This window comes from Candidatus Burkholderia verschuerenii (genome assembly GCF_001189365.1).
GTDB classification, from domain to species: domain Bacteria; phylum Pseudomonadota; class Gammaproteobacteria; order Burkholderiales; family Burkholderiaceae; genus Caballeronia; species Caballeronia verschuerenii.
Genome location: NZ_LFJJ01000170.1, coordinates 1 through 12,300, shown reverse-complemented (window position 1 = coordinate 12,300; position 12,300 = coordinate 1). Strand labels below are relative to the sequence as shown.

Genomic DNA, 12,300 nt, shown 5'->3' with positions numbered 1-12,300 from the left:
CCAAGTCTAAGGTTCTGTGCCGGGGCCGCTCAAGAAGGTGCTTAGGATCGGCAAGCGGCTTTCTTTGGTTACTTTCTTTGCCGCCGCAAAGAAAGTGACCCCTCCGCCGGGGAGGCGGCTACTGAATCAACAAAGCGAAAACACCAAAAAACAGCGCGAAAACAAAAAGACAAACACAACAACCCCCCCCCAAAAAAAAGCGCCAGCAATACCACCAAACGACAACGGTATAATCGCCCTTTGCCCATCGAACCGACGCCAACGGCCGATCCAGCACAAGCCCACCCGCATCGCGAGCGAAAAAAAGCACCCTCCTGCACAAAGCGTAAGCGTAGAGCCCACCACACCATGCACGATAAATACGTACCCGCCGACGTCGAATCCGCCGCGCAAAGCAACTGGCGCGCGAACGACGTCTACCGGTCGACCGAGACATCGGCCAAGCCCAAGTTCTATTGCGTGTCGATGCTGCCGTATCCGTCGGGCAAGCTGCACATGGGTCACGTGCGCAACTACACCATCAACGACGTGATGTACCGTTATCTGCGCATGAACGGCCACAACACGCTCATGCCGATGGGCTGGGACGCGTTCGGCATGCCCGCCGAAAACGCCGCGATGGCCAATAACGTGCCGCCCGCGAAGTGGACCTACGACAACATCGCGTACATGAAGAAGCAGATGCAGTCGATGGGCCTCGCCATCGACTGGTCGCGCGAAGTCGCCACCTGCTCGCCGAATTACTACAAGTGGAACCAGTGGCTGTTCCTCAAGATGCTGGAAAAGGGCATCGCGTACAAGAAGACGGGCACGGTGAACTGGGATCCGGTCGATCAGACCGTGCTGGCGAACGAGCAGGTCATCGACGGGCGCGGCTGGCGCTCGGGCGCGCTGGTGGAAAAGCGCGAAATTCCGATGTACTACCTGCGCATCACCGATTACGCGGATCAGCTGCTCGACGATCTCGAAGGCCTCGGCTGGCCCGAGCGCGTCAAGATCATGCAGCAGAACTGGATCGGCAAGAGCTTCGGCGTAAACTTCGGCTTCCCGTATGAAATCGACGGCGAAGCGAAACTGCTGCGCGTCTTTACAACGCGTGCCGACACCATCATGGGCGTCACGTTTGCGGCGATCGCGGCGGAGCATCCGCTCGCCACGCGTCTCGCGCGCGATAACGCCGATCTGCAAGCCTTCATCGACGAATGCAAGCGCGGCGGTGTCGCCGAAGCCGATGTCGCGACGATGGAAAAGAAGGGCGTGCCGACCGGCTTCTTCGTCACGCATCCGCTGACAGGCGCGCAAGTCGAAGTGTGGATCGGCAATTACGTGCTGATGTCCTACGGCGAAGGCGCTGTGATGGGCGTGCCGTCGCACGACGAACGCGATTTCGCCTTCGCGAAGAAATACAACCTGCCGATCAAGCAGGTCATCGCGGTCGAAAGCAAGACGTATTCGACCGACGCGTGGGAAGAGTGGTACGGCGACAAGACCGCCGGCCGTCTCGTCGACAGCGGCAAGTACGACGGCATGACCACCGAGGAAGCGATCAACGCGATCGCCGCCGATTTGAAGGCGAAAGACCTCGGTAACAAGCAGATCACCTGGCGTCTGCGCGACTGGGGCATTTCGCGTCAGCGCTACTGGGGCACGCCGATTCCGATCATCCATTGCCCATCGTGCGGCGACGTGCCGGTGCCGGAGAAGGATCTGCCCGTCGTGCTGCCGGAAGACCTCGTGCCGGACGGCTCGGGCAATCCGCTCGCGAAGTCCGACGCGTTCCTGAACTGCACGTGCCCGAAATGCGGCGCGGCGGCGAAGCGCGAAACCGACACGATGGACACCTTCGTCGATTCGTCGTGGTACTTCTCGCGCTACAGCGCGCCGGACGCCAAGACGATGCTCGACGAGCGCACCGATTACTGGATGCCGATGGACCAGTACATCGGCGGTATCGAGCATGCGATCCTGCACTTGCTGTATTCGCGCTTCTGGACCAAGGTCATGCGCGACATGGGTCTCGTCAAGTTCAGCGAACCGGCGAAGAATCTGCTCACGCAGGGCATGGTGCTGAACGAAACGTTCTATCGCGAAGACGCGTCTGGCAAGAAGACTTGGTACAACCCGCTGGATGTCACCGTCGCGCATGACGACAAGGGTCGTCCGAGCGGCGCGACGTCGAACGCCGATGGCCAGCCGGTCGTGCTCGGCGGCGTCGAAAAGATGTCGAAGTCGAAGAACAACGGCGTCGATCCGCAAACGCTGATCGATCAATACGGCGCGGATACCGCGCGTCTGTTCGTGATGTTCGCAGCGCCGCCGGAGCAATCGCTCGAATGGTCGGGCGCGGGCGTGGAAGGCGCGAGCCGCTTCCTGCGCCGCGTGTGGCACTTCGGTCACGATCAGGCCGACGCGCGCCAGCACGGCAAGCTCGATGCATCGACGCTCAACGATGCCGACCGCGCGCTGCGCCGCGAAATCTATACCGTGCTGAAGCAGGCCGATTTCGACTACGGCCGCCTGCAGTACAACACGGTCGTGTCGGCCGTGATGAAGATGCTCAACGCGCTCGACGGCGCGAAGAACGCGGGCGTCGGCGTGCTGAACGAAACTTTCAGCGTGCTGCTGCGCGTGCTGTATCCGGTCGTGCCGCACATCACGTTCCAGTTGTGGTCCGAACTCGGTTACGAGAAGGAACACGGCCCGCTGCTCGACGCGCCGTGGCCGAAGGTCGACGAAGCCGCGCTCGAGCAATCGGAAATCGAACTCGTGCTTCAGGTGAACGGCAAGGTACGCGGCGCATTGACGGTCGCGAAGGATGCTTCGCGCGAAGCCATCGAAAAAGCCGCCGTCGCGCATGAAATGTTCGAGAAATTCGCGGAAGGCCGCGCGCCGAAGAAGGTCGTCGTGGTGCCGGGGCGTCTCGTCAACGTGGTCGTCTGATCGTCCGATGCACAACACCAAGGGAGTCGATGTGACCCGTACAGCCGGCATGAGCAGGCGATCGTTTCTCACGCTTCTGGGCGGCGCGGCGGCGCTGTCCGCGTGCGGCTTCCAGTTGCGCGGACAGCAGGACTACACGTTCAAGCGCCTCGCCATCACGGGCGGCGTGCCGCAAATGGTCGCGCGCCTCGAACGCATGGTCGAAGGCGGCAGCGATACCGTCATCGTCAAGTCGTATGAAAAGCCCGACGCCACGCTGAATCTGTCCGAAGCGCCGGGCATGCGCACGCTCAGCCTGAACGCGCAGGGCGTCGTGCAGGAATACGAACTCGTCTACAACCTGAACTACTCGCTGATGGGCGCGGACGGCACGCTGCTGATTCCGCCGAGCGCCATCGCGCTGAACCGCTCGATGACGTATAGCGATCAGTACACGCTCGCCAAGAAGTCCGAGTCGACGCTGCTCTACAACGACATGCGCAACGACGCCGTCGATCAGCTCACGCGCCGTCTCGCGACGGTTCGCTCGCTGTATCCCGCGCCGAGCGAACAGACGTCGGGCATCGCGCCGCGCGCGCCGTTGCCCGTGCCGCCGCTCTGATCGGCGCGCCCGCGGAATCGCCATGCAACTGAAGCTCGACGCGCTCGAAGCGCATCTCGCCCGCGACCTGAAAGGCTTGTACGTCGTCTATGGCGACGAGCATCTGCTCGCGCAGGAGGCGTGCGATCGCATCCGCGCGGCCGCGCGCGCGGGCGGCTTCACGGATCGCACGGTGTTTACGGTCGAGCGTAGTTTCGACTGGAGCGCGCTCATCGGCGCGAGTCAGTCGATGTCCCTGTTCGGCGATCGCCAGTTGATCGAACTGCGCATTCCGACGGGCAAGCCCGGCAAGGAAGGCGCGGAAGCGCTCAAGACGCTCGCCGCCGCCGGCAATCCCGACGTGCTGTTTCTCGTCACGTTGCCGCGCCTCGATGCCGCGACGCAAAAGTCCGCGTGGTTCACCGCGCTGACTGGCGGCGCGGGCGTGGCGCTGAAGATCGATCCGGTCGATCGCGCGCAATTGCCGATGTGGGTCGGACAGCGTCTCGCGCAGCAGGGCCAGCGCGTGGAGCCGGGCGAGGAGGGACGGCGCGCGCTGTTGTTCGTCGCCGAGCGCGTGGAAGGCAATCTGCTGGCGGCGCATCAGGAAATCCAGAAGCTTGGCCTGTTGTATCCGCAGGGCGTGCTGAGTTTCGAACAGATTCACGATGCCGTGATGAACGTCGCGCGCTACGACGTCTTCAAGCTCAACGAGGCGATGCTGACGGGCGACGTCGGCCGCCTCGCGCGCATGCTCGACGGGCTGAAAGGCGAAGGCACGGCCGCGCCGCTCGTGCTGTGGGCGCTCGTCGAGGAAGTCCGCACGCTGCTGCGGATCAAGCGCGGCGTCGCGTCGGGCAAGCCGCTCGCGGTGCTGTTGCGCGAGAACCGTGTCTGGGGTCCGCGCGAGCGGTTGATCGGTCCGGCGCTGTCGCGCGTGACGGATCAGGCGCTGGAGAAAGCGCTGTCGCTGGCGGCGCGGCTCGACCGGCAGGTGAAAGGACTGACCGGCGGTATCGGCCGGCGCGGCAACGAGACGCCGCCCGACGCGTGGGCCGGCATGTTCGAACTGGCGATGGCCGTCGCGCACGGCGGCAAGCCGGGTCAGGCGGCGCCGGCGCCACGACCGCGTCGCTAGCGCGGCCGCCGCTGTTGCCTCGCGTGCAACGGCTTAGAATGACTTTTTCGCGTCGGCATACTGTCCGGTATCGCTGACGCCATCTGAATCCCAGGCGCTGCCGCATCGTGCGGAATGCGGCCAGGACGCACGGAAGAGACTCACGATGAACATCGATCAATACATGACCGCCCTCGGCCGCCGCGCTCGTGCGGCGTCGCGCGCGATGGCGCGTGCCTCGACGGCGGCGAAAAACGCGGCGCTGAACGCCGTGGCCGACGCCATCGAGCGCGAACGGGAAACGCTGAAGGCCGCGAACGCGCGCGATCTGGTCCGCGCGCGCGAAAAAGGCCACGACGCGGCGTTCATCGACCGTCTGACGCTCTCCGACAAGGCGCTTGCCACGATGGTCGAAGGCTTGCGGCAAGTGGCGTCGCTGGCCGATCCGATCGGCGAAATCAGCGGCATGAAATATCGGCCGAGCGGGATTCAGGTCGGGCAGATGCGCGTGCCGCTGGGTGTCATCGGCATCATCTACGAGTCGCGGCCGAACGTGACGATCGACGCGGCCGCGCTGTGCCTGAAGTCCGGCAACGCGACCATCCTGCGCGGCGGCTCCGAGGCGCTCGAATGCAATACGGCGCTGGCGAAGCTGATCGGTGTCGGGCTGACGGCGGCCGGACTGCCGCAGGACGCGGTGCAGGTCGTCGAGACGGCGGATCGCGCGGCGGTCGGCAAGCTCATCACCATGACGGAATTCGTCGACGTGATCGTGCCGCGCGGCGGCAAGAGCCTCATTGCGCGCCTGATGGAAGAAGCGCGCGTGCCGATGATCAAGCATCTCGACGGCATCTGCCACGTCTACGTGGACGATCGCGCGGATCTCGCCAAGGCCGCGGCCGTGTGCGACAACGCGAAGACGCATCGTTACGGCACCTGCAACACGATGGAAACGCTGCTGGTCGCGCGTGGCATCGCGGATCGTGCGCTGCCGATGCTCGCGCGCGCGTATCAGGCGAAGGACGTCGAATTGCGCGTGGATGCTGCATCGCGCGCGGTGCTGGAGGCGGCGAACATCGGCGCGCTCGTCGATGCGACCGAAGAGGACTGGAGCACCGAATATCTCGCGCCGGTGCTGGCAATCAAGATCGTCGCCGATCTGGATGAAGCGATCGATCACATCAACGATTACGGTTCGCATCACACCGACGCGATCGTCACCGAAGACCACGATCGCGCGATGCGTTTCCTGCGCGAAGTGGATTCCGCGAGCGTGATGGTCAACGTATCGACGCGCTTCGCCGATGGCTTCGAGTTCGGACTGGGCGCGGAAATCGGCATCTCCAACGACAAGCTGCATGCGCGCGGCCCGGTCGGGCTGGACGGTCTGACGTCGCTCAAATACGTGGTGCTCGGGCGCGGCGAAGTGCGTCAATAAGGCAATCCGAACAAGAAGAACGATGCTCTGGATCAAATCGCTGCATATCGTGCTGATCGCCTCGTGGTTCGCGGGGCTTTTCTATCTGCCGCGCATTTTCGTGAATCTGGCGATGGAAACCGATCCCGCCGCCACCGCGCGTCTGCTGATCATGGCGCGCAAGCTGTTTCGCTTCATGACTTTCATCGCGGTGCCCGCGCTGGCGTGCGGGCTGTGGCTGTGGCTCGTCGTGGGGATCGGCGCGGGGCAGGGCTGGATGCACGCGAAGCTGTTTATCGTCGTGCTGCTGATTGCGTATAACGCGTATTGCGGCGTGCTGCTGCGCACGTTCGAACGCGGCGAGAACAAGCGCTCGCACAAGTGGTATCGGATGTTCAACGAGCTTCCGGTGCTGGGCTTGATGGGCGCGGTGTTGCTGGTGGTGATCAAGCCGTTTTGAGGGCGCGTTAGTGCGCCGCCTCGTGACGCTGCTTCACGAGATCGAGCACTTTCTCGCCGAACACTTCCGGCCGGCCTTCGAAAAAGCGCTCCACCGCGCGCTCGCTGAGCATCCGCGCGCGCAACGCCTCGCGCTCATCGCGATCGGATGCGAGTCTGACGGTGGCTGCTCGACCGTTTCGGTCACCATCCATTCCGGCATCGATGCGCGCGCGAACATCGCGCCGTCGATCCACTCGAACACTTCCGGACCGGTTTTGCAGATGCCGGGCAGTCCGACCGTGAACGCATCGACGATTCCGTTGGTATTGCCGAACGGAAACGGACTCAGGAACATGTCCATGTCGTTGAGACGGTTCACGTATATGCGATAGGGCATGCAGCTGGTAATCGTATATGCGCCGATCGGAAGGATGCTTTCCAATGCTGCGTTCAGACGGAACACTTCAAATTGCGAGCCGCCGCTCGTCATGAAGTGAAAATGAACTGGCGACCGGCAGCGTTTCCTGATTTCACCTACAGCTTCGAGAAGAACGGCGTTCAACTTCAACAGACTCGAAGCGATGGCGATATGTGTGCAGTCCGGATCGGGCGGGCGTCGCGCGCCGATCGCTCCGAGAAACGACGATGGCGCATACGGTTGACCATCCTTCGGCAGCAGCAGAAAACGCTCGCAGAAGCGCGCCGGATCGCCGACATAATCTTCCTCGACGCTCACATAGTCGATGCAATCGGAATGCGTCGTCGCCGGATGGCCCAACCCGGCGATCTGCAGCGGCGCGATACGCAGATTGGACATGAAGATGGAAATCGCACTCATGCCTACGCTCGGCATGTAAAAGACGTCCGGTCGCTCGGTATCCGCGAGACGCCGGATCTGATTGATGCACGCGGGGATATCGTCCGGCCTGCTCAACTCGATCGTGCGATCGAAAACCTGCCGGCCTGCTTCATCGATACCTTGAGGCAAGCACACGCCCACGACTTCGAAGCACTTACGCACCGCCCGCAGCGTACGGGAATGCGTTCGGAGGATCGAATGTCCGCTGTTGAACGCTTCGGCAAACACCAGCATGAGCGGGCGCACGCGATGAGCGCGGGCGACCGCTTCGCTATCGAGGGTCGCCGAAGCCGAGGTTCGCGAGTTTGCGGCGCACGAGCGTATTGACGTTGCGCTTGATGTCGTGCCGCCGGTCCGTTGGCGCGTAACTACAGTACATGTAACTCATCAACAACCCCTCGAGATCGACCTCGAGGATGCCGGGTACATCGTTCAGCACGCTGGGAAGCCATTCCAGCAGCGCGATGCGTCTGGCGTTCGTGGCTGGGCTCCCTGAGTAGGACGTGCCGCACGACGCCAGCCCGAGACTGGCGGCCGCAGGCCGGTCCATTTGCCACAATAAGGCGAAATTGAGCGTTGTCCGTGATGTCGGATGATAAAGAAACGCGATTCGACGAGCGACGTCCGGCGGCGCCGATGATGCCGGCTCGCCAAGCGTAAGCCACTTTTCGAGCACTCGGTCCGCGCTTTGTGACGGATCGATCGCGAGAACGTTCCTGATCAGCGGCCGTAACGGAAGCAGGCGATGCCACCGCACATCGGTGAGCGTGAAGCGCGGATCGCCGAGCATCGATGCAGTCGAGGCGGACATGCGTGCGACGAATGTGTGCGCCGATACGCCAGGCGCCACGAACTGTGCGAGGTCGGCAAAGGGCTGTCGAGAAAGAAAAATTTGCCTAGCTCGAAACAGGAGGTCGACTGCAGCATCGAATTCGCAAGAACGAATGCGCGACTCGAATGCGTTGACGGAAAATGCGGTGCTCATGACGTGATGCGGGATGCGGTGACACCCCTCGAGCCGACGAAAACCTGAATTTGGCTGCCTGCCTCGAAAAGGGCGGCTAAAAGTTTACGCTTCGACCCGTCGCCGCTCAAGCACATCCTTCGCTTCAGCCAGTTTTTCAGCCAGTTCCGGCCCGCGCGCCAGCGCCAGGCCCACCGCCAGAATGTCGCCGATCGCGAGATGCGAGACGCGCGATGTCATCGGCGAAAAAATATCCGTGTCTTCATCGACGTTGGCGAAGAGTCCGACGCTCGCCAGTCGCGCGAGCGGCGAGTTGCCGTGCGTGATCGCGATGACTTTCGCGCCGCCGCCGAGCGCCGATTTGCACGCGTCGAGAATGTCCTTCGTGCGTCCCGTGTTGGAAATGGCGACGACGACGTCGCCTTCGCGCAGCAGCGCCGCCGATGTCGTGTACGTATGCGGATCGGCATACGCGACCGACGGCACGCCGAGCCGGAAGAACTTGTGCTGCATGTCGAGCGCGGCGATTCCCGAACCGCCCGCGCCGTAGAACTCGATGCGCCGCGCCGCGCTCAGCAGGTCGATCGCGGCCGCGACGCTATCGGACGACAGGCTGTTGCGCACCTGAATCAGCGCGCCGATGGTCCGGTCCAACACCTTCGCGGCGACGCCCGCCGCTGGTTCGTCGCTGCGCACGTCGCGATAGACGGTGGGAACGTCCGCTGCTACCCCTTGCGCCAGGCGTATCTTGAATTCGCGGAAACCGGAAAACCCCAGCGCCTGACAGAACCGCGCGATGGTCGGCTGGCTCACGCCTGCGCGCGCCGCGAAGTCGGTCATCGACAGGTCGAGCACTTCGCGCGGCGCTTCAAGCACGTAATCGGCCAGCTTGCGCTCGGAGGGGCGCAGCTGCTCGCGCATCGCCTCGACTTGGGACAGCAACATCGGAAATCTCGCCTATGCTGGGAATTGCTTGGAATATAGCCGATTCGATGAAATGTATAAATACTACATGAATTATCGACCATGAACTCAGGGATTTCCCTGACTGAAACGCGGGTTGATCGTTGCTGGTATTCGATTAGATGAAAGTCACATGTAGAAATGCATTGTTCGTGTGTAGTTTTTATACTAACATAAACGTCTCGGCGAGACACAATTCGAACAACCAGTCGCCGATCCTCGCACATGTCCAACCCAATACCTCGACGGCAGGCGCGCCGGGAGTGAGACGAAGGAGCTTCGATGGCATCCCCGCATTCGCAACTCAAAAAAGTAACCGACCGCGTGATCGAGCGCAGCAAGCCGACGCGTTCGGCTTATCTGGCGCGCATCGATGCGGCGCGCGGCAAGTTTCCGGCGCGCGGCGCGCTGTCCTGCGCCAATCTCGCGCACGGATTCGCCGGGCTGGAAGGGCAGGAGAAAATTGCGATCAAGGCGGTGCGCGAGCCGAATATCGGCATTGTGTCGTCCTATAACGAAATGCTGTCCGCGCACGCGCCCTACAAGAGCTTTCCGGACATCATCAAGGCGGCGGCTCAGGCGCACGGCGGCATCGCGCAATTCGCGGGCGGCGTGCCGGCCATGTGCGATGGCATCACGCAAGGCAATGCGGGCATGGAGTTGTCGCTGTTCTCGCGCGAAGTCATCGCGATGAGCACGGCCGTCGCGCTCACGCACAATATGTTCGACGCGGCGCTGTGCCTCGGCGTGTGCGACAAGATCGTGCCGGGACTGGCGATCGGCGCGCTGCAATTCGGCCATCTGCCGACCATTTTCGTGCCCGCCGGCCCGATGACGAGCGGCCTCACCAACGACGAAAAAGCCAAGGTGCGCCAGGAGTTCGCGACCGGCAAATGCGATCGCAACGCGCTGCTCGAAGCGGAAGCGGCGGCGTATCACGGTCACGGCACCTGCACGTTCTACGGCACGGCCAACAGCAATCAGATGCTGATGGAAGTGATGGGCCTGCATCTGCCGAGCGCGGCGTTCGTGCATCCACACACGCCCCTGCGCGATGCGCTCACCGCCGAAGCCGCGCGCCGCGTGCTGGATCTCACGCTCGAGCGCGGCAACTATGTGCCGATCGGCCATGTCGTCGACGAGAAGGCGATCGTCAACGGCATCGTCGCGCTGCTGGCGACGGGCGGGTCGACCAATCACACGCTGCATCTCGTGGCGATCGCGCGGGCGGCGGGTGTCATCATCGACTGGAACGATTTCGATGAACTCTCGCAAGTCGTGCCGCTGCTGGCGAAGATCTATCCGAACGGCAAGGCCGACGTGAACCATTTCCACGCGGCCGGCGGCGTCGCGTTCCTCGTGCGCAATCTGCTCGAAGGCGGTCTGCTGCACGAAGACGTGCAGACCGTCGCGGGTCCAGGTCTGTCGAACTACACGAAGGAGCCGAAGCTGATCGACGGCAAGGTGCAATGGGTCGATGGCGCGGCCGAAAGCCACGATCCGAAGGTGCTGCGCGCCATCGGCGAGCCGTTCCAGCCGGACGGCGGCTTGCGGCTGATGCAAGGCAAGCTCGGACGCGGCGTGATCAAGATTTCGGCGGTGGCGCCCGAGCATCGCGTGGTGAAGGCGCCGGCGATCGTGTTCAACTCGCAAGAGGAAGTGCAGGAAGCGTTCGACAAGGGCGAACTGAAGCGCGACTTCGTGGCCGTGGTGCGTTTTCAGGGCGCGCGGGCGAACGGCATGCCGGAGTTGCATCGGTTGACGCCGCTTCTGGGCGTGTTGCAGGATCAGGGCTTCCATGTCGCGCTGGTCACGGATGGCCGTATGTCTGGCGCGTCGGGCAAGGTGCCGGCGGTGATTCACGTTTCGCCGGAAGCACTGTTGCAAGGGCCGCTCGGCAAGGTCCGCACCGGCGACATGATCGTAATCGATGCACCCGCGGGCGTGCTCGATGTCGACATCGATGCGAACGAATGGGCGTCGCGCGAAGTCGAAGCGCCGGCGAATCAGGCCGATAACGAAGCAGGATTCGGCCACGAACTGTTCGGCGTGTTCCGCAGCGCCGCGTTGCCGGCGGAAGAGGGCGCGTCGGTGTTCGGCGCGTTGATCGGCGCGAACGCACCGTCCGATGGACAACCCGAAGAACGCAACTCGCTGCGCGACAACGCGCGGGCGGCGGCATCGGCGCTGAACAAGGCGCATGCGGCGCATCACTGAAAGCACGCTCGAATCTGAGAGAAACCTACGAAACCAGGAGTCGCATCAAATGAAAACGGTAAGCGAAATCGTGCGTCTGGGACCGGTGATTCCGGTGCTGGCATTCGAAACGGTGGAACAGGGCGAGCACGTATCGCGCGCGCTGCACGCGGGCGGCGTGAAGGTGCTGGAGATCACGCTGCGCACGCCGGCGGGCATCGCCGCGATCGAGCGCGCCAGCCAGATGGCCGATGACATCGTGGTCGGCGTCGGCACGATCACGAAGCCGGAGCATTGTGCGCAGGCCAAGAAGGCGGGCGCGCAGTTCGGCGTATCGCTGGGCTTGACGAAGGACATGTACAAGGCCGCGCAGGATGCCGGATTGCCGCTGCTGCCGGGCGTGATGACGCCGAGCGACATCATCACGGCGATGGAACTGGGCTATGAAATCGTCAAGTTCTTCCCGGCGCAGCAGGCGGGCGGCATTCCGATGTTGCAGGCGTTCTATGGGCCGTTTCCGAATCTGAAAATCTGTCCGACAGGCGGGATCACGGCGGAGACGGCGACGAGCTTTCTCGCGCAGCCGAACGTGGTGTGCGTCGGCGGTTCCTGGCTGACGCCGAAAGCCGCGCTGGCGGCTCAGGATTGGGATGAAGTGACGCGGTTGGCGCGGGCCGCGAGCGAACTGGCGCCGCATAAATAGTCGGCCCTTCAGAATTAGTCGAAGTCAAGGGTGGCAAGGGGCCGCCGGAAGATCGTGTTTCCCAGAACTCCCAGAAGCAATATTGATCTGAATGGTTTCCTGGGAGTTTGGAACTTCGCC

10 protein-coding genes are annotated in these 12,300 nt (G+C 63.0%); 7 read left to right on the top strand and 3 right to left on the bottom strand.

Annotated features, from left to right (window positions below):
* Window positions 1–348 precede the first annotated feature (348 nt).
* From leuS to BVER_RS22475, 5 genes are all read left to right on the top strand, one after another.
* On the top strand, window positions 349–2,940 hold the full coding sequence (gene leuS, locus BVER_RS22495; RefSeq protein ID WP_050455168.1) for a leucine--tRNA ligase: 2,592 nt from the start codon (window positions 349–351) through the stop codon (window positions 2,938–2,940).
* Window positions 2,941–2,989: 49 nt separating this feature from the next.
* Window positions 2,990–3,541: an LPS-assembly lipoprotein LptE gene (locus BVER_RS22490; RefSeq protein WP_050455167.1), complete on the top strand. Its 552-nt coding sequence runs from the start codon at window positions 2,990–2,992 to the stop codon at window positions 3,539–3,541.
* A gap of 22 nt (window positions 3,542–3,563) precedes the next feature.
* Window positions 3,564–4,658: a DNA polymerase III subunit delta gene (gene holA, locus BVER_RS22485; RefSeq protein WP_050455166.1), complete on the top strand. Its 1,095-nt coding sequence runs from the start codon at window positions 3,564–3,566 to the stop codon at window positions 4,656–4,658.
* Window positions 4,659–4,803: 145 nt separating this feature from the next.
* Window positions 4,804–6,075 carry a glutamate-5-semialdehyde dehydrogenase gene (locus tag BVER_RS22480; RefSeq protein WP_050455165.1) on the top strand — a complete coding sequence of 424 codons (1,272 nt, stop codon included), beginning with the start codon at window positions 4,804–4,806 and terminating at the stop codon, window positions 6,073–6,075.
* Between the two features lie 22 nt (window positions 6,076–6,097).
* Complete coding sequence (locus tag BVER_RS22475) at window positions 6,098–6,514, top strand: CopD family protein (protein ID WP_050455164.1); 417 nt, start codon at window positions 6,098–6,100, stop codon at window positions 6,512–6,514.
* 33 nt (window positions 6,515–6,547) lie between these two features.
* On the opposite strand, the gene BVER_RS22470 is transcribed toward BVER_RS22475, so the two are convergent.
* The 3 genes from BVER_RS22470 to BVER_RS22460 form a co-directional block, all read right to left on the bottom strand.
* A complete protein-coding gene (locus BVER_RS22470) occupies window positions 6,548–7,600 on the bottom strand; it encodes a tetratricopeptide repeat protein (protein ID WP_157056171.1) in 1,053 nt (350 codons plus the stop codon).
* Between the two features lie 25 nt (window positions 7,601–7,625).
* Entirely contained in the window at window positions 7,626–8,339 is a 714-nt protein-coding gene (locus BVER_RS22465; RefSeq protein WP_050455162.1) for a hypothetical protein, read from the bottom strand.
* Window positions 8,340–8,423: 84 nt separating this feature from the next.
* Window positions 8,424–9,263 carry a MurR/RpiR family transcriptional regulator gene (locus tag BVER_RS22460; RefSeq protein ID WP_050455161.1) on the bottom strand — a complete coding sequence of 280 codons (840 nt, stop codon included), beginning with the start codon at window positions 9,261–9,263 and terminating at the stop codon, window positions 8,424–8,426.
* Between the two features lie 300 nt (window positions 9,264–9,563).
* On the opposite strand from BVER_RS22460, the gene edd reads away from it, so the two are divergent.
* Complete coding sequence (edd, locus tag BVER_RS22455) at window positions 9,564–11,498, top strand: phosphogluconate dehydratase (protein ID WP_050455160.1); 1,935 nt, start codon at window positions 9,564–9,566, stop codon at window positions 11,496–11,498.
* A gap of 49 nt (window positions 11,499–11,547) precedes the next feature.
* Window positions 11,548–12,180: a bifunctional 4-hydroxy-2-oxoglutarate aldolase/2-dehydro-3-deoxy-phosphogluconate aldolase gene (gene eda, locus BVER_RS22450; RefSeq protein WP_050455159.1), complete on the top strand. Its 633-nt coding sequence runs from the start codon at window positions 11,548–11,550 to the stop codon at window positions 12,178–12,180.
* Window positions 12,181–12,300: the final 120 nt, after the last annotated feature.